The organism is Pseudooceanicola sp., assembly GCF_041987405.1.
Taxonomy (GTDB): Bacteria; Pseudomonadota; Alphaproteobacteria; order Rhodobacterales; family Rhodobacteraceae; genus Pseudooceanicola.
This window is the reverse complement of record NZ_JBHIWR010000001.1, coordinates 66,037-83,956: the sequence shown is the minus strand read 5'-3', so window position 1 is coordinate 83,956 and position 17,920 is coordinate 66,037. Positions and strand designations below refer to the sequence as shown.

Below are 17,920 nucleotides of genomic sequence, written 5' to 3'. Positions count from 1 at the left end.
CCTGCACCCGTCATCCTCGGGCCCGAGCGCGGATCTCCTGCCGTAAGTCACGACGGATACACAGGGTCCCCGGATCAAACCCGAGGACGACACGACTCTACGCCGCCTCCACATCCCTGGCCGTCAGGCTCTCCACCACCGCCGCCGCGACACAGACCGCCGACAACAGGTTGCATAGCACCAGCCCGCCGCTCTCGTAGGCCGGGCGGAAAGCCAGCGCGCCGCCGGTGACGGCCAGATAGGTCATCGCCGAATTCAGCCCCAGCACCGCCCCGCGCTGCGAGGCATCCAGCGCGGCCAGCCGCGACACGACGAAATTCAGCCCCAGATGCTGCACGATCCCCCAGATCAGAGCGATCCCGGCCAGCGCCACGAAGGCCCCGCCAAACGCCGCCTGCGCCAGATAGACCAGCGTAAGACCGGAAAACGAGAGCATGCCCGCGCTGCGCTGTGGCAGGCGGTCGACATATTTGTCGATAAGCGCCGCCAGTCCAAAGCCTGTGCCATAGAAGAGCGTCACGAAGCCCGCGCCATCCGTCCCCCGCCCAAGCGCGTCATGCACATGGGCCCCGATGAAGGCATAGGTGCCGTAAAACCCCAGCATCAGCGCCCCGGCGGCAAAAAGCCCGCGCCAGACCCCCGGCACCCGCAGCGCGGTGAGGGGGGAGGTCGCCCGCGCGCGGCTCATGTCCACGGTCAGGTCGATCCGGTGCATGGCGGCAAAGACCGCCACGATGGCCAGCGCCAACACGACATAGACCGCCCGCCATCCCGCCCATTCCGCCAGAAACCCGGACCCCGCCACCCCGCCGACCAGCGCCAGCGTCCAGCCGGACAGCACCAGACCCATGGTCCGCTTTTCCTGCCCGCGCGGGGCCAGTTGCGGTGCCAGGGCGTAGATCGACGGGATCGCCACGCCTGCGCCAATCCCGCCAAAGCCCTGCGCCAGGATCAGCGCCCATTTCGTCGGCGCGAAGACCGAGGCCACCATGGAAATCAGGATCACGATCACCGCCTGATAGAGCGCCTTGTGCGGGCCGATCACATCCCCACGCGGGGCCAGCAGGATGGCCGAGGCCGCCGTGGTCAGCCCATAGGCCGCCGCCGCCTGCACGATCTCCGCCGGGTCGCCGCCCAGATCCAGGGCGACCGCCCCGGTGATCGGGGCCAGCACCATGGAATTGGCGCCGACCACCGCGATGGCCGCGGTCAGCAGGGCAATGGGGGGCGTCATCATTTCAGGTCAATGTCCGTGGGGTAGGGGGCAAAGCTCAACCAAGGCGCCGGATCAGGCGCTCTTGAAATGCTTCGCCAATTTCAGCCCCTGACCCTGATAGTTCGAGGCGATGTCCGCGCCATATAGCGTTTCCGGCTCCGCCGCCATCCTCTCGTAGACCAGCCGCCCGACGACTTGCCCGTGCTCCAGCACGAAGGGGGCCTCGTGGCAGCGCACCTCCAGCACCCCGCGCGAGCCTGTCCCGCCTGCCGCGTCATGGCCGAAGCCGGGATCGAAGAAGCCCGCGTAATGCACCCGGAACTCGCCCACCATGGCCAGATAGGGGGCCATCTCCGCCGCATGATCCGGGGGGATCGTCACAGCCTCGCGACTGACCAGGATGTAGAAGGCGCCGGGATCCAGAATGATCCTTCCGCGCGTCGTGCGCACCCGGTCCCAGAAATCCTCCGGGTCGTAATGGTCGATCCTGTCCAGATCGATCACCCCGGCATGGGGCTTCGCGCGATAGCCGACGATGTCATCCACGCCGCCCTTCAGATCGACGGAAAATCCCAGTCCGTCCTCGATCACCGGATTGCCGTCAACCAGCCGCACCTCGCGATGCAGCGTGCGCAGTTGTTCATCCGACAGCCGCGCCTCGCCCGCCCGGAACCGGATCTGGTTCAGCCGCATGCCCGGCCGCACCAGCACCGAGAAGGAGCGCGGGCAGATCTCCGCATAGAGCGGCCCCTGATAGCCCGGCGGAATCCGGTCGAATTCGGTCCCGCCGTCCACCACTGTCCGCGTCAGCAGATCCAGCCGCCCGGTGGAGCTTTTGGCATTGGCCACCGCCTGCACGCCGCCGGGAAGGTTCAGCCCCTCCATCAGCGGCACGATATAGACGCAGCCCTTTTCCAGCACCGCCCCCGGGGTCAAATCGATCCGGTGCATCTCGAATTCTTCCAGCCGTTCGGCCACGGTCCGGCCGTCGCCCGCCAGAAAGGATGCCCGCACCCGATAGGCCACACGACCAAGGCGCAGATCGAGGCTCGCCGGCTGTATCTGTGCCTCGGTGATCGCCGGTTCGCCGGTGATGTCGCCGCGCTCGATCATTTGGCGCAGATGCTGGCTGGGAATGATACCGGTCATGGGGTCTCCTGCGGTTTGCGCGGCAGGTTACGCTGCTGTTTGGGCAAAGGAAAGGCGGGCAGGGGCCAGTTTCCGGTTCAAAATCCGGGGGCAACCGGCCCATGTCACAAATTACATGCAAAAAACACGTAATTTTCTTTGACTCGGCTGGACAGTCACTTACCCCTCGGTAGAATGCCCGAACCAACCACGAGGAGGACCAGGCTTGAGTATCAAGGGCGTTGCCAGCATCGTCGGCATTTACGAGCACCCCCTGCGCAAGGCGCCGGACACGTCGACACCACAGCTGCATTACGAATGCGCCCGCGGCGCGCTGGCGGATGCGGGGCTGACCTTCGAGGATGTGGACGGCTATTTCTGCGCGGGCGACGCGCCCTCGGTCATGGCCATGGCCGACTACATGGGCCTCACGAACCTGACCTATTTCAACGGCACCGACATCGGCGGCGCCTCCTATATCGCCCATCTGAACGAGGCCGCGGCGGCCATCGCCATGGGCCGCTGCAAGATCGTCCTCGTCACCCTGGCGGGCCGCCCCCGCAGCGAAAAGCCCGCGCCGCGCCCCGCCGGGCCAGAGGCCGGATGGGAACTGCCCTACGGCGGCTCCCCGCCCAATATCTACGCCCTGGCCGCGCATCGCCACATGCATGAATACGGCACGACCTCCGAACAACTCGCCTGGATCAAGGTCGCGGCCTCGCACCATGCCCAGCACAACGAACACGCCATGCTGCGCGACGTCGTCACCGTCGAAGAGGTGCTGGAAAGCCCGATGATCGCCGACCCGCTGCACCGGCTGGATTGCTGCGTCGTTTCCGAAGGCGGCGGAGCGTTTATCGTCACGACGCCCGAAATCGCCAAATCTCTTGGCAAACCCGACGTCCGCTTGCAGGGCGCGGCGCAGGCGATCAAGGGCCAGAACGGCGGCAAGATCGACCTGACCTATTCCGGCGCGGTCCATACCGGACCCAAGGCGATGGAAGAGGCGGGCGTGAAACCGTCGGATTTCAAATACGCCTCCATCTACGACAGCTTTACCATCACCGTGCTGATGCAGCTGGAGGATTGCGGTTTCTGCGAAAAGGGCAAGGGCGGCGCGTTTGTCTCCGACGGCAACCTGATTGCGGGGCAGGGCAAGCTGGCCTTCAACACCGATGGCGGCGGCCTGTGCAACAACCACCCCGTCAACCGGGGCGGGCTGACCAAGGTGCTCGAAGCCGTGCGTCAGCTGCGCGGAGAGGCGCATCCCGCCGTTCAGGTCCCCGACTGCCACCTCGCCTTCGTCACCGGCATCGGCGGCACGCTTGCTGTCCGCCACGGTGCCGCCTCTGCCGTTCTGGAGCGTATCGCATGAGCTACGACAAGATCCCCGCCCCGATCGTGAACCCCGAAAGCAAACCCTTCTGGGATGCCGCCGCCGAGGGAAAATTCCTCCTCCGCCGCTGCCCCGCCTGTGGCGAGGCGCACTTCTGGCCGCGCGCGATCTGTCCGCTGTGTCACAAGGCCGAAACCGAATGGGAGGAATCCCCGGGTGAAGGCACGATCTACACCTGGACCGTGATGCGCAAATCCCCGCGTGGCGCTTTTGCCCTGGCTTACCTCGAACTGGACGAGGGGCCGCGCGTCTACGTTCAGTTCCGGCCTGAGGACAATGATGACCTCGCCATCGGCAAGCGCGCCAAGATCATGTTCCATCCGGTCAAGGATGATCAGCCGATGATGTTCGCCAAACTCATCTGATCTGAATCATTGCAGAAAGGCGCCGTCCGACCCATCTGATGGGTATCGGGCGGCGCTGGTCCGCCCCCTGCCGAGGGAGGTCCGACATGATCCATTTCGACACCACGCAGTCCCCGCTGTTCCACGTCACGGTGAAGGGCGACATCGACCGCGAGGATATCCGGGACTTCTACCGCAAGTTCAAACCCGCCCTCGACGAGGCCGGTCGCGTCGGCCTTGTCGTTGACATGACCGGCTTTGGCGACATCAGCGCGGGGGCCGCGCTTGAAGACGTGATCGAGGAGTTGAGCCTGCTGGACGATCTGAAGAAGATGCCCCGCGCCGCGCTGATCACGGGCAACCGGACGCTCGCGGGCATGGTGCGCTACATCAATCCGGTTGTCCCCCGCATGGAACTGCGGGCCTTCGCCCCGGAGGAGATCTCCACGGCCGCCCAATGGGCCGCGGACCTGCCGGAGAAAAAACCGCATAGGCCGGGCCTCACCGTGATCGACAGCGGCCATCCTGACGTTCTGGCGTTTGAACTGGACGGCTATATGGATGACGACGACATGGAGGTCATCGTGCGCCCCTTCCGCGAAAGGATCGACCGGGGCGGCAAGTTCAATGCGCTGGCCCGGCTGAAGCACTTTGCCGGTTTCGACCCCGAAATCCTGTTCGACCGCGCGCTCCTGGTGATGAAATGGGATGCCATCCGCGTTCTGCACCGCTATGCGGTGGTCACCGATCACCAGTGGGTCCGTCCCTTTGTCGGATTTGCCCGTATGGTGAGCCATGTGGACGTGCGGATCTTCCCGATGTCCGAAGAGCAGGCCGCCTGGGATTGGGTGAAGGAACCCGTGCCGCAGGCACTTTGACCGGTCGGCGCTGCCACATCCACCTCACGCCCCGTCATCCTCGGGCTCGACCCGAGGATGGTGGTCAATGAAATGCCAAAGGACCGCCCAGGGGCAGCCATCTCAAGCATATACCGTTCGGAATTGAAGTGGTCGGGCTAGCAGGACTCGAACCTGCGACCTTCCGTCCCCCAGACGGACGCGCTACCAGGCTGCGCTATAGCCCGACGGTCCGGCCTACATAATCTATCTGGCGTGAGGAGCAAGGGGCAAATCACCCGCCAAGCCCGATTTCCGGTCTCACCTCAGATCGGCGGCGAGCCAGAGTTTCAGGCGTTGCTGAAGTCCCGCCGCCTCTGCCGCCGCGGCAGCGGGTAAGGGGGCCGAGCGCGCATAGAGTGCGGCCAGAAGGCTGTCCGCCGTGGCGGGTGCCGGGCTGTCCGCCGCGCCGTGCGGAGGCGCCTTGTGCTGCGTCGGGGTCGAAACCGGGGGCACGGCTGCAGGCACACCCAGTACCGGGGTGACAGCCGGGGCAGGGACAGGCGTATTTGTCGGCGACGCAGCGGGGTTTTCCGCGCGCGCAGGCGCCTCTCTCTCCGCCGGGGCGTCCCGTGGGGGGGAGGCTGGGTCTGCCGGGGTGGCCTGCGTGCGCTCGGCACTATCGGGTGCCATCTCCGCGTCTTCGACCGCTTCGGCGGCTTTCTTCGCGCGTCCGTCCATCGCGTCGCGCACAGCAGCGGTGACATCATCCAGCGGCTGCGACAGGTCCGCGACATGCGCCACGCCCTTTTCGCGCAGCAGCTTCTGGACGCCCTTGATGGTCATCCCGTCTTCGTGGAGTAAGCGTTTGATACCGCCCAGCAATTCCATGTCGGAGGGGCGGTAGTACCGCCGTCCGCCCGCGCGTTTCACGGGCTTCACCTGGGTGAACTTGCTCTCCCAGAAACGCAAGACATGCGCCGGGGTGTCCAACCATTCCGATACTTCGGAGATCGTGCGAAAGGCGTCGGCGGATTTGGCCATGCCAGCAGGGGGTCCTTACTTGCGGTTCCCGTCGGCAACCCGGTCCTTCATCAGATGCGACGGCCGGAATGTCAGCACGCGGCGCGGGCTGATCGGCACTTCCTCACCGGTTTTAGGGTTGCGCCCGATCCGCGCGGCCTTGTCCCGCACCGAAAAGGTTCCGAAGGAGGAGATCTTTACCTGCTCCCCCTTTACCAGCGCGTCCGACATATGGGTCAGCACCGATTCGACAAGCTGCGCGGAATCGTTTCGGGACAGGCCCACTTCGCGAAATACTGCCTCGCTCAGGTCGAGACGCGTCAGGGTCTTTTCGCTCATCGTCGGTCCTCCTCCGGGCGGCACTTGGGCAGGGTCGCTGGTTAACGCATTTCGGGTCATCCTGCGACGCAGGCTTTTCCGAGTCAATATCAACTACTTGGACGGTACAGCCGATCCACCCTGTGGCGAGAACCCGCTCACCACCGCATCGCCACGGCGCCCCAGGCCAGACCGCCGCCGATCGCTTCGGCCACCAGCAGGTCACCGGGTTTGATCCGGCCTTCGCTGACACCGACCGACAGGGCCAGCGGAATCGAGGCGGCGGAGGTATTGCCGTGGTCCTGAACCGTGACGATGACGCGGTCCATCGAGACGCCCATTTTCTTGGCCGTCCCCTGGATGATCCGGATATTCGCCTGATGCGGCACGATCCAGTTTACGTCGTCGGCCCCCAGTTTCGCCTTCTCCAGCGCGCGATGCGCCGTGTCTGCCAGCTTGCCGACCGCCTGACGGAACAGTGGATTGCCCTGCATCCGCAGCTTGCCCGAAGTACCGGAGGTCGACACGCCGCCATCGACATAGAGCATGTCGCGATAGCGCCCGTCTGAATTCAGATCGACCGAAAGGATCCCCCGGTCGGAACTGTTGCCGGAGCCTGTCCGCGCCTCCAGCACCAGCGCACCCGCGCCGTCACCGAAGAGGACACAGGTCGCCCGGTCTTCCCAGTCCATGATGCGCGAAAAGGTTTCCGACCCGATGACCAGGATGCGTTCCGCCTGGCCCGACAGGACCATGCCGTTCGCATTGGCCAGGGCAAAGATGAACCCGGCGCAGACCGCCTGAACGTCATAGCCAAAGCCCCGCGTCATCCCCAGGCCTTCCTGGACCATGGTCGCGACGGAGGGAAAGGTGAGGTCCGGGGTGGAGGTCGCCACGATCACCGCGTCGATCTCGTCCGCCTTCAGTCCGGCCATCTCCAGCGCCTTCTCGGCGGCCTTCACCGCCATCTGGCTGGTGGTCTCGCCCTCGGCCGCGAAATGCCGACGCTCGATGCCGGAACGGGTCTTGATCCATTCGTCCGACGTATCGAGTGTTTTTTCGAATTCGCTGTTTTCGACGACCCGTTCGGGCAGATAGTGCCCGATCCCGGTCGGCACGGCGCGTACAGTCATTCAGCCACCTTGTTGTCTTCCGGAGCATCCTGATCCGCCGTGCCCGCGGATGCAACCCGTGCCTTGATCTTGCTGGCCAGGTCCTGCTGCGCCAGTTGGAAGGCCAGCCGCACCGCAGCCGACACCCCGGTCGCATCGGCCGACCCGTGGGATTTCACAACCGTACCGTTGAGACCAAGAAACACACCGCCATTGACCCGCCGCGGGTCGATCCGCTTTTGCAGCCGCCGCAGGGAGGTCAGCGCCAGAAGGGCGGCAATCCGTGACAATGGCGAAAATTTGAAGGCTTCCTTGAGCAGATCCCCGATCAGCTTCGCCGTGCCTTCGCCGGTTTTCAACGCGATGTTGCCGGTGAACCCGTCGGTCACCACCACGTCGCAGGAATCACCCGGAATGTCGCCGCCCTCGACAAAGCCGACGAAATCGAAATTCGCACCCGGCGCTTCACGCTCTATCAGATCATGCGCGGCCTTCAGCTCTGCCCGGCCCTTGTTCTCTTCGGTGCCGACGTTCAGCAGCCCAATCCGGGGCCGGTCGATGTGCATGCCGTTGCGCGCATAGGAGGCGCCCATGAGTGCAAACTGCAGCAGGTCTTCCTCGTCCGCGCGCACATCTGCGCCGACATCCAGCATCACGTTGAACCCCGAGGGATTGCGCGAAGGCCAGAGCACGGCAATGGCCGGACGGTTCACACCCGGCAGTTTGCGCAGGCGGATCATCGACAGCGCCATCAGCGCGCCGGTATTGCCGCAGGAGACAGCCACCTTCGCCTCGCCATCCCGCACCGATTCCAGGCAGGACCACATGGAGGTGCCCTTGCCATGGCGCATCACCTGGCTCGGCTTGTCCTCCATCGTCACCACGCCTTCGGCATCGCGGATCTCGCAGCGGTCGCGCAGGATCTTGCGCCGGTTCACGGCACGTTCCAGCGTCTTGGCCGGACCGTGCAGGATAAAGGCGATGTCGGGATTGGCCTTGGCCGATTTGGCAATACCCGCCACAACGGCGTTCGGGCCGCGGTCACCCCCCATGGCGTCCACGGAGATGACAATGCGGCCCGGCAATGGCGAAGGGGTGGACCCTCCGTTGAGAGGTCCCGCTGGCGTCTGGTCAGTTCCGTCGCTCATGCGGGTTAGCCTTGGGGGTCAGTCGGCTTACGCCGCGTCTTCGTCCAGATCGACCTCGTCAGCCATCGCGATGACCTCACGGTCGGCATAGCTGCCGCAGGAGGGGCAGACGTGATGCGGGCGCTTCAACTCGCCGCAGGACGGGCATTCGTTCGGGTTTGCAGCCACGAGAGCGTCATGCGCACGACGGTTGTTGCGCCGGGACTTCGAGACTTTGTTCTGTTGGACAGCCATGTCGCAACCTTCATATCTGGGGCCCGTGGCCGGGGCGCGTGGTCAGCGCCACCGCGTCGTCAGGGGCCGAGTTTCGTCGGATGCGAGGCTCATAGTCGGTCATGCGCCACGCATTCAAGGGGAAATCGGAATGAGCGCGCGAAAATACTCCTCAGCCGTTCAAACGCAAGCGATTCTTTCCGCCGCTTTCTCAGTCCTCCTCGCCCTCGGATCCGGCCAGCTTGTCGCGCAGCGCGGCAAGGCCGGAAAAGGGGCGCAGGTCCTCGTCCTTCAGCGGCGTGACCCCATCCTCGGCATAGCGCGCCTCGCCCAGTTCGGCCCCCTCGGCGCGGGGATATTGCGGCAGGGCAAGGCTCAGCGCCTCGGTCAGGGTCTGCATCAGGTCGATCTCCGCGGGCAGGGGCTCCAGCGTCTCGTCCTCGGGCATGGGCACACCCTCTCCGTCGCGCTCCGTCTGTTCTGCAGTGATCCTGTCGAAATCGGGCCGGTAGCGGCGCAGCACCTCCTCCTCGATCCGTGTCGTCACCGGCGCCAGCGTCACCACGCAGGGCTGCACCACTGTCGCGCCAAGTCGCGCCTCCAGCCGCCAACCGCGTTTGCCATCGGGCCGCAGCGCCCCCTGAAACCGCACCTTGCGAAGATCGAGCAACTCCAGCTCCTGGGCCATACCCTCCAAATCGTCGGGTCGCAGGTCGAATTCCAGGCCCGTCCGGTCATTTAGATCGGCGAGGCGGACACGGGTCTGTTCTGTCGGTGCTTTGGCCATCATGCTGATCCTTCCTTGAACCGGGACAAGAAGTTGATGTAATCGGGTTAAAAGCCGCGAGCGCCCGTGACAAGGGGCCGGCGGAGGTAAGACAGGGGGCAGGAATGGCCAGAGCGAAAGACGCATGGATGCACCGGACGGCGCGGGCGGCCCGGATGGCCCTGCTCGGGCTGGCGGTCGTCTCGCTTGCAGCCTGTGTGGAGCGCATCCGCGCCCATGGCTATGTCCCTGATGAAGAGGACCTGACCCAGATCACCGTCGGCGTCGACACGCGCGACACGGTCAACGATGTCCTCGGCGCGCCCTCGACCTCCGGCGTGGCTGACAGCAGCGGCTATTACTACGTCCGCTCCTCCTTCCGCCATTTCGGTCCCTTGGCGCCCCGTGTCGTCGAGCGCGAGATCGTCGCGATCACCTTTGACGACAGCGGTGTGGTCCAGAACATCGAACGCTACGGGCTGGAGGATGGCCGTGCCGTCGTGCTGTCCCGCCGCGTCACCGACATCGAAAGCAGCAATACCGGCATCCTGCGGCAACTGTTGCGCAATATCGGCAACTTCGGCCCCAGTAACCTCGGGCTCTGATCCGTCATCAATCCGACACATCTTGCGGTCATGACTGGCGCAACCTAGCTTATGTTGCGTTGGCAGGCCCGCAGGAGGTGCCCGGATGCTGTCATTGAAAAAAGGTCGGTATCGCGCCCGTTTCGCCGAGACCCCCGAAGATATCCTCGCTGCGCAGCGCCTGCGCACCCGCGCCTTCCGCGGCGATGCCGAGGCGACGCTGGACAGCGACGATTTCGATACGCTCTGCGATCATGTCCTGGTCGAGGATCAGAAATCCGGCGCGCTCGTCTGCTGCTTCCGCATCCTTCCCCTGACCGGGGGACGGGAGATCGCGCGCAGCTACTCCGCCCAGTATTACGAACTGTCCGCGCTTGAGGCCTTCGAGGGCCGCATGGTCGAGATGGGCCGCTTCTGTATCGACCCGGACGTAAAGGACCCCGACATCCTGCGCGTCGCCTGGGGCGCCATGACCACCTATGTGGATGAAACGGGGGTCGAGATGCTCTTTGGCTGCTCCTCCTTCCACGGCACGGATGCGGAGCAGTATCTGGACGCCTTTGCCATGCTCAAGGCACGCCACCTCGCGCCGAAACGCTGGCTGCCCAAGGTCAAGGCGCCCAAGGTCTTCCGATTTGCCCAGAAGCTGCGCCGCAAACCGGATGCCAAGCTGGCCATGATGCGCATGCCGCCGCTGCTGCGGACCTATCTCCTCATGGGGGGCTGGGTCAGCGATCACGCGGTGGTCGACAGCCACATGAACACGCTGCATGTCTTCACCGGGCTGGAGATCAAGGCCATCCCGCCCGCCCGAAAGCGCCTGCTGCGCGCGATCTGATTGCCCCTGCGGGGCAAGCCTCCGGCGGGGATATTTCCGGCAAAAAGAAAGGGGCCCCTCAGGCGGTCTTCTTAGGCCTCTGCGCCACCACCGACAGCAGCGCCAGCAGCCCCGAGCCCAGCATCAGCAACACCGAAACCGCGTTCAGCACCGGGGTCGAGCCCACCTTCACCATTCGGTCATACATGGTGATCGTCAGCGGCGCGTCCGAGCCAACCAGCATCAACGTGGTGTTGAAATTCTCGAAGGATACGAGGAACGCCACCACGAAGGCGGAGAACATCGCCGGAAAGAGGAAGGGCAGGGTGACGGTCAGCAACACCCGCAGACGCGAGGCGCCAAGGTTCAGCGCCGCCTCCTCCAGCGAGATGTCGAACTTCTGCAGCCGCGCCGCGATCACCAGCGAGGTGATCGTCGTCAGGAAGGAGAACTGCCCCAGCACCACCAGCGGGATGCCGGGCCGCAGCCATGTCAGGAAAAGCCCCAATTGCTGATCCGCGAAATTGGCGATCATCGAGGCGAAGACCAGTATGGAGATGCCGAGGATCACACCGGGGATCACCAGGGGCACCACCATCAGCACATAGAGCGCGTTCTTGAAGGGGAACTGCTTACGCTCGAACAGGAAGGCGTTGCAGGTGCCCGCCGCCACCGACAGGGTCGCCACGATCAGCCCGATATAGGCCGAATTGCCGATCCCCTGCAGCAGCCGGTCGTCGTGGAAGAGTCCCAGCTTGGGTTCCACCGGCGAAAAGAACCAGTCCCAGGTAAACCCGTTCCAGGGCAGCGAGGGGAACATCGAGTCGTTGAAGGCGAAGACGCCCGCCGCCACCAGGGGCGAGACCAGGAAGATGAAGAAGATCACCATATAGGCGCGGTAGACGAAGAGGAGGGGGGCGGATTTCTGCATCGCTCAGTCCCTCGCCACGGTGGTTGCGAGGCTCTGCCCCGTCAGCCGCAGCCCGGCCCAGACCACAAAGGAAGTGAAGACCAGAAGCGCGACGCCAAAGGCCGATCCGCTTTCCCAGTTATAGCGGGTGATGAACTGGTTGTAGATCTGCTCGGTGAACCAGGAGGAGTTCTTGCCCCCCAGGAGGATCGGCGTCAGGTAGCTGCCGGCCGTCAGCATGAAGGTGATGATGCAGCCCGAGACGATGCCAGGCATTGCATAGGGCACGATGATCCGTCGCAGCACTGTCAGGCGCGACCCGCCGAGGTTGTAGCCGGCCTCCAGCAGCGCGTCGTCCATGCCCTGCAGGGTCGAGACAAGCGGCACGATCATGAAGAGGATCACGGTATAGACCAGGCCGATCACGACGGTGATGTCGTTGTAGAGCATCTCGATCGGCTGGTTGATGATCCCCCATTTGACCAGGGTGGTGGATATCACGCCGGTTTCCCGCAGCAGAACGATCCATCCGTACGCGCGCACAAGGTCCGACACCCAGAGCGGGATGAGGCACATCAGAAAGAGCGCGGCGCGCGAGCGTTCCCGGGCGATCTTGGCGATGTAATAGGCGATCGGGAAGCCGATAATCAGGGCGAGGATCGTGACGAAGATCGACATCCAGGCGGTGCGCAGCAGGGTGTTGCGATAGACTGGCTCGCCCAGGAAATCGGCGTAGTTCTTCAGACCGAAGGAATATTCGTTCCAGCTGATCTTCTCGCGCAGCGAGACGAAGCCGATCCCGAATTGCGGCAGGATGATCAGCAGGCCGATCCACAGCACGAAGGGCGTGAAGAGCAGGATCAGTGACAGGCGTGAAGCATCGCGGCTCATGCGGACCTCCGGGCGAAGATGCGCGCGCGCTCCGGCGTCCAGCCGACCGTGGCTGTGGCGCCCTTGTCTAGGGCGGAAGCCTGTTCGGGGTCCGCGACCTCGATCAGCTGTCCGTTCACGTCGATCAGCACACGCGACGAGGCACCGTTGAAGAGCAGGCTTTCGACTTTGCCGGAGAGAGAGGTCGTTTCGCCGCCCTCGCCAAGGCGCAGGCTTTCGGGGCGCAGGAAGACCTCGACCTTGTCGCCGGGTGTCGATCCGTCGCAGACCCGGCCCAGGATCGCGCCACCGCCGTCCAGATCGACCCGGGCCTCCTCCCCGCGCACCTCGCCAAGCGTGCCGGACAAGATATTGGAATCGCCGACAAAACCGGCGACAAAACCCGAGGCCGGCTGATCATACAAAGCCTTTGGGCTTCCTATCTGTTCGAACTTGCCGGCGTTCATCACGGCCACATTGTCGGACATCACCAGCGCCTCGGACTGGTCGTGGGTGATGTAGAGGAAGGTCGTTTCGAACTGGTGTTGCAGCTGCTTCAGCTCGATCTTCATATGTTCGCGCAGCTTCAGATCCAGCGCGCCGAGCGGCTCGTCCAGTAGCAGAACGTCCGGTTCCAGAACCATGCAGCGCGCAATCGCGATCCGCTGCTTCTGCCCGCCCGAGAGCTGGTCGATCCGCTTGTCCTCGGATCCCGGCAGGCCGACGCGGTCGAGCACCCGGGCGACCCGGGGGGCGATGTCAGTCTTGGGAACGCGGTTGCAGCGCAATCCGTAGGCGATGTTTTCACCCACGCTCATCATCGGGAAGAGCGCGAGGTGCTGAAAGACCATCTTCACGTTGCGCTTGTTGGGCGGCAGGGAGAGGACGCTTTCGCCCTTGATCCGGATGTCGCCCTCGCTTGGTGTCTCGAACCCGGCGATCATGCGCATCAGCGTGGTCTTGCCGCAGCCCGAGGGCCCGAGGATGGAAAAGAAGGACCCCGAGGGGATGTCGAGCGAGACGTTCTGCACGGCAGTGAAAGTGCCGAATTTCTTGGTGACGTCAGCGCAGCTCAGATCATACATGGACGGGTCTTTCTATTTTGTCCCACAGGCAGGGCGCCTGACAGCGTCGCCCCGGGTGTGGCCGTTCGACGGTGTAACGGCTCAGGTCTTGGTGCAACAGTCATCTTTCCCAGGGTCGGTCCCCAATGCCCCAAACGCCGTTACAGCGGACAGGCAGCGTCTGGCGCCCGCAACGCGCATCGGGCAGGGCATTCGTCCGGTCTGGACAGAAAAAGGCCGGGGCGCATGGTGACGCCCCGGCCCGGTGCCTTTAGTTCGCGGCCTTGATGCGCTCCAGCGCCAGGCCTTCCATGTCCTCGATCCCCGGGGGAATGTTGGCAAAGAACTTCAGGTTGTCGATGTCCGACTGATCGAAGGCGGCCGAGATGGCGGCGCGCTTGTCATCGGGCATCAGTTCGATCCCGTTCGGCACGGCGGCGATGGCGCCGGTGGAGGCCGACATCAGCTTGGTGATCTCGGGACGCAGAACGAAGTTGATCCACTTGTAGGCGGCATCATCCGCCTCACCGCCACGCGGCATCGTGAAGGTGTCGATCCAGGCCAGGGCCCCGGTTTCCGGCGGGACAAAGACGATGTCCGGGTTCTCGCCATAAAGCTTGAACGCGGTCGAATCCCAGGTTTCGGACACCACGACCTCGCCCGACAGCATCAGCGCCGACAGGTCGTCGCCACCGGTCCAGTAGGTTTTGATGACGTCCTTGCAGGCGATCAGCTTCTCGGTGACCTTGTCCAGCATGTCCTGGTAGGCTTCGGTGTCGGAGTAGAGCGCGAAGGGGTCCATCCCCATGCCGAACGCCGTCCCTAGAAGGATCGTTCTGCGCAGCCGCATGGAGGTGCGGCCCTTGTATTGCTCATCGCAGAGATCGGCCCAGCCAGTGGCATTCGGGGCTTCCTTCATGTTGGCCATGATGCCGGAGGTACCCCACTGGTGCGGCACGGAATAGACCTCGCCGTCGATCGTGGTGTTGGCCTTCACGCCTTCGACCAGGTTCGGTGTCAGCGCGTCCATGTTGATCTTGGACAGGTCCAGCGGCTTGTAGATGTTGTATTCCAGCTGCGCCGCGTAGATCCGGTCATGGCTGGGCTGGGCGAGGTCAAAACCGGTGCCGCCCGTGGCGCGCAGCTTGGCGATCATTTCCTCGTTGTTGGAATAGGTCACCTCGACGTCGATGTCGGGGTATTCCTCTTCGAACAGCTTGATGACCTCGTCGGGCGCATAGCTGCCCCAGGTCAACAGGCGCAGCGTCTCGGCGCTGGCGCTGCTGGCGGCCAGGGCCACTGCGGTCCCGGCCAGTAAGGCGCGAAGCGTGGGTGTCATGGGGTATCCTCCGTTGGATTGTTAATAAAGGGTCCGTCTGCGCGGACTTGGAACAAGTTGACTTTAGATTGGTCTGGCCAGAAAGGTCCATTTCGCGCATCCTGGCAAACCGATATGCCCTGTTTGTGACACCTCTGTTACAGACCCATCCGATCCAGGACCCGATAGGCGGTGACAGCCGCCGGAAGGAACCATGGATCCCCGGAATAAAGCGGTCGCGTCGGAAAGCCCGGGGCGCTGAGCGCGGTCTCCCCCGCCGGATCGCCCAGGACCCGCAGGCCCATCTTCATCCCCAGGTAAGAGGCCATACCGACGCCCGATCCGCAATAGCCCATTGCATGGTGCAGCCGACCGCGCTGCCCGGTGTGGGCCAGCTTGTCAAAGGTGAAGGCCACGAACCCCATCCAGCTGTGGCTGATCGCGGCGTTTTCCAACTGCGGGAAAAGCCTGCACATTTCCGTCTGCAACCTGGCCGCGGCGGCCTGCGCGCCGGTTTCCCCCGCGCTGGTCCGCCCGCCAAAGATCACCCGGCGACCATCGGGCGAGGCGCGGTAGTAGTAGATCACCCGGCGGCTGTCGCAGATCATCCGGTCCGTCGGGAAGAGCTGCCGGATCAGCGCCGGGTCCTGTTCCTCGGTCGCGATGATATAGCTGCCGATCGGGATCACCCGCCGCCGGTGCCAGGGGGTGGCGCCGGGGGTGTATCCATTGGTCGCCACCACCACATCGCGGGCCGTGATCGTGCCATGGGGTGTGGTCAGGCGCACCTCCTCCGGGCCGTCGTCGATGGCGGTGACGGGGGTGTCGGGATGCACCGCCGCCCCCGCCGCGCGCACCTTGGCCAGCAGACCCGCGTGATAGGCCCCAGGATCGAGGCTGGCGTAGCGCCGGTGCACGATGCCGCCGTGATAGAGGTCTGTGCCGATCTCCTCCGCCATCCGCTCCTTCGGAACGAAAATTCTGTCGGTGCCATCCGCCAGCGCCTCCATCTCGCGATAGGCGCGCGGGGTGGCGGCCCCGTCAAAACGGCCGCAGGGGCGATAGGCGCAGTCGATCCCCTCGTCCCGGATGAAATCGGCGAGGTAGGCCATGGAGGCATAGCCTTCGGCGACGATGTCCCGCGCAACCTCCGCCCCGTGGCGGCGGGTCAGGTCCGCCAAGCCCGGCTTGATCGAATGGCTGATCTGCCCGCCGTTGCGGGTGGAACAGCCTTCGCCGGGCTGGCCTTTTTCCAGGATTACCACACGGCGCCCGGCCCGCGCGACGCGCAACGCGGCCTGCAAGCCGGTGTAGCCCGACCCGATGACCACGCAATCTGCGCGGACGGGCAGGTCGGGACGGTCGATCCGGGCGAGGGGGGAGGTCTCCCACCAATAGGGGGTGGTCTTCATCGCAGGGCCCTCCGGAGCTGAAGGTCAGACCTATGGAGTGCCGTCTTTTTCGGGCTCGCCCCTAGGCTTTCCCGCCAGACGGACTGCTGCGCGTCTCCGTGATCGGTCAAACTACAGTGTTGAGGGCAGCGACCGACCCGAGGGGGGCGCGAAAGCGCCGCCCTGTGGGGCGGGGCGGCGCTGCCCGGCGTTGCCGCCGGGCGGGACATATGATCAGAGCGCCGAAAACATCCTCGAATGTCTTGGCCGGGAATTTGGGACCGTTTCAGAGAAAAGGCACAGTGCCAACCACTCGTTCCGGAACGACCACGGACAGAGACCATCACCCCTCGACCTCGCTCTTGCGATATTCGGCCTTCTCCAGCCAGTCCTGCGAAATCTCCACGCCCCATCCCGGCGCCTCCGTCACCATCACCTGGCCGTCCGTCACCTGATAGGGATCGTTGCGGTACAGGCCGTATTGCCAAGGATAATAATCCGCCTCCTCGATGGAGAACTCAAGATAGGGCCCGGCATTCGGCACCGCCCGCAGGAAATGCATCGTGTAGAGCGTCACCAGCCCCAGGTTCGCCGCATGGGGCGTGACCGGCAGACCGGCCTCCGCCGCCATCCGCGCCACGCGCAGCATACGCCCGATCCCCCCGACGTAGAGGACATCCGGCTGCGCCACATTCACCGCCTTCAACTCGAACATGCGCTTCCAGGTCGGCAGCCAGCAATCCTGTTCGCCGCCGGTCACGTCGATCTCCAACGCGGCGGTCACCTCGGCAGTCTGTTCCAGCTCCCAATAGGGGCAGGGTTCCTCGTAATGCACGATCCCGTGGTCCTGCAGCATGCGGCCATAGTGGATCGCCTGATCCGGCGCATAGCAGGAATTGGCATCGGCCAGCAGGGCGACATCATCCCCCGCGAAGGCGCGGGCAATGGTGGGGATGATCTCTTCGGTCCGGCCTTCCCATTCGTCCTGACCCCGGCCGCATTCGGCGCCGATGCGGAACTTGAAGGCGTCGAAGCCATGCTCGCCCCGCAACCGTCGGAACCGCTCGGACTCCTGCGCCGGGGTAATGTCCCGCTTCATCGACGAGGCGTAGCAGCGCAGCGGACCGGCCGTGCCGCCCAGCAATTCCGCCACCGGCTTGCCCGCCACCTTGCCGCGCAGATCCCAAAGTGCCGTATCCACGCCGCCGATGGCCCGCGCGATGTAGGAGCCGGGGAACTTGTGTTCCTTCTCCTGCGCGCGGTCGAAAAGGTCATCCGCATCCTCGAACGCCACCCCCAGGACATGCGGTGCGATCTGGCGGTGCAGCACCTGCGCCGTGATATCCGACTGATAGGTGGAAACCTGGCCCCAGCCCTCAGCCCCCGTGTCGTCGGTCACACGCACGAAGCCAATGTCCGGTGTTGCGAAGGTTTCGATCCGGGTCAGGCGCATCAGCATTGTCCTT

The 17,920-nt window shown here is 64.5% G+C and carries 19 protein-coding genes and 1 tRNA gene; 5 read left to right on the top strand and 15 right to left on the bottom strand.

All coding sequences use genetic code 11. From position 1 onward, the window contains the following. Positions 1-97 precede the first annotated feature (97 nt). On the bottom strand, positions 98-1,237 hold the full coding sequence (locus ACFC2Y_RS00390; protein WP_375173073.1) for an MFS transporter: 1,140 nt from the start codon (positions 1,235-1,237) through the stop codon (positions 98-100). Positions 1,238-1,288: 51 nt separating this feature from the next. Next, the gene (locus ACFC2Y_RS00385) at positions 1,289-2,365 is read right to left on the bottom strand and encodes a 2'-deoxycytidine 5'-triphosphate deaminase (RefSeq protein ID WP_375173072.1); all 1,077 of its coding nucleotides are present in this window, start codon (positions 2,363-2,365) and stop codon (positions 1,289-1,291) included. Positions 2,366-2,570: 205 nt separating this feature from the next. Between ACFC2Y_RS00385 and ACFC2Y_RS00380 the strand changes: the two genes are divergently transcribed. From ACFC2Y_RS00380 to ACFC2Y_RS00370, 3 genes are all read left to right on the top strand, one after another. Then, positions 2,571-3,719: a thiolase domain-containing protein gene (locus ACFC2Y_RS00380; protein WP_375173071.1), complete on the top strand. Its 1,149-nt coding sequence runs from the start codon at positions 2,571-2,573 to the stop codon at positions 3,717-3,719. Beyond that, entirely contained in the window at positions 3,716-4,105 is a 390-nt protein-coding gene (locus tag ACFC2Y_RS00375) for a Zn-ribbon domain-containing OB-fold protein (protein WP_375173070.1), read from the top strand. The genes ACFC2Y_RS00380 and ACFC2Y_RS00375 overlap by 4 nt, the downstream gene beginning before the upstream one ends. 86 nt (positions 4,106-4,191) lie before the next feature. Next, complete coding sequence (locus ACFC2Y_RS00370; RefSeq protein WP_375173069.1) at positions 4,192-4,962, top strand: STAS/SEC14 domain-containing protein; 771 nt, start codon at positions 4,192-4,194, stop codon at positions 4,960-4,962. A 129-nt stretch (positions 4,963-5,091) separates the two neighbouring features. Here ACFC2Y_RS00370 and ACFC2Y_RS00365 read toward each other — a convergent pair. The 7 genes from ACFC2Y_RS00365 to ACFC2Y_RS00335 all read right to left on the bottom strand — a co-directional run bounded on the left by ACFC2Y_RS00365 (position 5,092) and on the right by ACFC2Y_RS00335 (position 9,524). Beyond that, a tRNA-Pro gene (locus ACFC2Y_RS00365) sits at positions 5,092-5,168 on the bottom strand. A gap of 73 nt (positions 5,169-5,241) precedes the next feature. Then, positions 5,242-5,964, bottom strand: a complete 723-nt coding sequence (locus ACFC2Y_RS00360; protein ID WP_375173068.1) for a MerR family transcriptional regulator — start codon at positions 5,962-5,964, stop codon at positions 5,242-5,244. A 15-nt stretch (positions 5,965-5,979) separates the two neighbouring features. Continuing rightward, positions 5,980-6,282: an integration host factor subunit alpha gene (gene ihfA / locus ACFC2Y_RS00355; protein WP_375173067.1), complete on the bottom strand. Its 303-nt coding sequence runs from the start codon at positions 6,280-6,282 to the stop codon at positions 5,980-5,982. A 137-nt stretch (positions 6,283-6,419) separates the two neighbouring features. After that, a complete protein-coding gene (locus ACFC2Y_RS00350; RefSeq protein ID WP_375173066.1) occupies positions 6,420-7,394 on the bottom strand; it encodes a beta-ketoacyl-ACP synthase III in 975 nt (324 codons plus the stop codon). Next, on the bottom strand, positions 7,391-8,521 hold the full coding sequence (gene plsX, locus ACFC2Y_RS00345) for a phosphate acyltransferase PlsX (protein ID WP_375173065.1): 1,131 nt from the start codon (positions 8,519-8,521) through the stop codon (positions 7,391-7,393). Before plsX ends, ACFC2Y_RS00350 begins: the two co-directional genes overlap by 4 nt. Positions 8,522-8,548: 27 nt before the next feature. Further along, positions 8,549-8,755 carry a 50S ribosomal protein L32 gene (gene rpmF, locus ACFC2Y_RS00340; RefSeq protein ID WP_375173064.1) on the bottom strand — a complete coding sequence of 69 codons (207 nt, stop codon included), beginning with the start codon at positions 8,753-8,755 and terminating at the stop codon, positions 8,549-8,551. A 190-nt stretch (positions 8,756-8,945) separates the two neighbouring features. After that, positions 8,946-9,524, bottom strand: a complete 579-nt coding sequence (locus tag ACFC2Y_RS00335) for a DUF177 domain-containing protein (RefSeq protein WP_375173063.1) — start codon at positions 9,522-9,524, stop codon at positions 8,946-8,948. 101 nt (positions 9,525-9,625) lie between these two features. Between ACFC2Y_RS00335 and ACFC2Y_RS00330 the strand changes: the two genes are divergently transcribed. Together ACFC2Y_RS00330 and ACFC2Y_RS00325 are read left to right on the top strand one after the other, a co-directional pair. Then, positions 9,626-10,105, top strand: a complete 480-nt coding sequence (locus tag ACFC2Y_RS00330; RefSeq protein ID WP_375173062.1) for an outer membrane protein assembly factor BamE — start codon at positions 9,626-9,628, stop codon at positions 10,103-10,105. An 85-nt stretch (positions 10,106-10,190) separates the two neighbouring features. Continuing rightward, positions 10,191-10,922 carry a GNAT family N-acetyltransferase gene (locus ACFC2Y_RS00325; protein WP_375173061.1) on the top strand — a complete coding sequence of 244 codons (732 nt, stop codon included), beginning with the start codon at positions 10,191-10,193 and terminating at the stop codon, positions 10,920-10,922. Positions 10,923-10,980: 58 nt separating this feature from the next. Here the strand turns inward: ACFC2Y_RS00325 and ACFC2Y_RS00320 are convergent, their stop codons facing one another. The 6 genes from ACFC2Y_RS00320 to ACFC2Y_RS00295 form a co-directional block, all read right to left on the bottom strand. Beyond that, positions 10,981-11,832, bottom strand: coding sequence for an ABC transporter permease (locus tag ACFC2Y_RS00320; RefSeq protein ID WP_375173060.1), 852 nt, complete (start codon positions 11,830-11,832; stop codon positions 10,981-10,983). Between the two features lie 3 nt (positions 11,833-11,835). Then, entirely contained in the window at positions 11,836-12,702 is an 867-nt protein-coding gene (locus tag ACFC2Y_RS00315) for an ABC transporter permease (protein WP_375173059.1), read from the bottom strand. Continuing rightward, positions 12,699-13,766, bottom strand: a complete 1,068-nt coding sequence (locus tag ACFC2Y_RS00310) for an ABC transporter ATP-binding protein (protein WP_375173058.1) — start codon at positions 13,764-13,766, stop codon at positions 12,699-12,701. Before ACFC2Y_RS00310 ends, ACFC2Y_RS00315 begins: the two co-directional genes overlap by 4 nt. Before the next feature lie 250 nt (positions 13,767-14,016). Then, complete coding sequence (locus tag ACFC2Y_RS00305) at positions 14,017-15,084, bottom strand: extracellular solute-binding protein (protein WP_375173057.1); 1,068 nt, start codon at positions 15,082-15,084, stop codon at positions 14,017-14,019. Positions 15,085-15,221: 137 nt separating this feature from the next. Further along, positions 15,222-16,475, bottom strand: a complete 1,254-nt coding sequence (locus tag ACFC2Y_RS00300) for an NAD(P)/FAD-dependent oxidoreductase (protein WP_375173056.1) — start codon at positions 16,473-16,475, stop codon at positions 15,222-15,224. 322 nt (positions 16,476-16,797) lie between these two features. Next, positions 16,798-17,907 carry a mandelate racemase/muconate lactonizing enzyme family protein gene (locus ACFC2Y_RS00295; protein ID WP_375173055.1) on the bottom strand — a complete coding sequence of 370 codons (1,110 nt, stop codon included), beginning with the start codon at positions 17,905-17,907 and terminating at the stop codon, positions 16,798-16,800. Between the last annotated feature and the right edge of the window lie 13 nt (positions 17,908-17,920).

Coding starts and splice junctions, on each gene's coding strand:
- ACFC2Y_RS00315 (WP_375173059.1), bottom strand. CDS start 12,702: ATGAGCCGCGATGCTTCACGCCTGTCACTGATCCTGCTCTTCACGCCC.
- ihfA (WP_375173067.1), bottom strand. CDS start 6,282: ATGAGCGAAAAGACCCTGACGCGTCTCGACCTGAGCGAGGCAGTATTT.
- ACFC2Y_RS00390 (WP_375173073.1), bottom strand. CDS start 1,237: ATGATGACGCCCCCCATTGCCCTGCTGACCGCGGCCATCGCGGTGGTC.
- plsX (WP_375173065.1), bottom strand. CDS start 8,521: ATGAGCGACGGAACTGACCAGACGCCAGCGGGACCTCTCAACGGAGGG.
- ACFC2Y_RS00385 (WP_375173072.1), bottom strand. CDS start 2,365: ATGACCGGTATCATTCCCAGCCAGCATCTGCGCCAAATGATCGAGCGC.
- rpmF (WP_375173064.1), bottom strand. CDS start 8,755: ATGGCTGTCCAACAGAACAAAGTCTCGAAGTCCCGGCGCAACAACCGT.
- ACFC2Y_RS00305 (WP_375173057.1), bottom strand. CDS start 15,084: ATGACACCCACGCTTCGCGCCTTACTGGCCGGGACCGCAGTGGCCCTG.
- ACFC2Y_RS00320 (WP_375173060.1), bottom strand. CDS start 11,832: ATGCAGAAATCCGCCCCCCTCCTCTTCGTCTACCGCGCCTATATGGTG.
- ACFC2Y_RS00360 (WP_375173068.1), bottom strand. CDS start 5,964: ATGGCCAAATCCGCCGACGCCTTTCGCACGATCTCCGAAGTATCGGAA.
- ACFC2Y_RS00330 (WP_375173062.1), top strand. CDS start 9,626: ATGGCCAGAGCGAAAGACGCATGGATGCACCGGACGGCGCGGGCGGCC.
- ACFC2Y_RS00325 (WP_375173061.1), top strand. CDS start 10,191: ATGCTGTCATTGAAAAAAGGTCGGTATCGCGCCCGTTTCGCCGAGACC.
- ACFC2Y_RS00310 (WP_375173058.1), bottom strand. CDS start 13,766: ATGTATGATCTGAGCTGCGCTGACGTCACCAAGAAATTCGGCACTTTC.
- ACFC2Y_RS00300 (WP_375173056.1), bottom strand. CDS start 16,475: ATGAAGACCACCCCCTATTGGTGGGAGACCTCCCCCCTCGCCCGGATC.
- ACFC2Y_RS00350 (WP_375173066.1), bottom strand. CDS start 7,394: ATGACTGTACGCGCCGTGCCGACCGGGATCGGGCACTATCTGCCCGAA.
- ACFC2Y_RS00335 (WP_375173063.1), bottom strand. CDS start 9,524: ATGATGGCCAAAGCACCGACAGAACAGACCCGTGTCCGCCTCGCCGAT.
- ACFC2Y_RS00375 (WP_375173070.1), top strand. CDS start 3,716: ATGAGCTACGACAAGATCCCCGCCCCGATCGTGAACCCCGAAAGCAAA.
- ACFC2Y_RS00370 (WP_375173069.1), top strand. CDS start 4,192: ATGATCCATTTCGACACCACGCAGTCCCCGCTGTTCCACGTCACGGTG.
- ACFC2Y_RS00295 (WP_375173055.1), bottom strand. CDS start 17,907: ATGCGCCTGACCCGGATCGAAACCTTCGCAACACCGGACATTGGCTTC.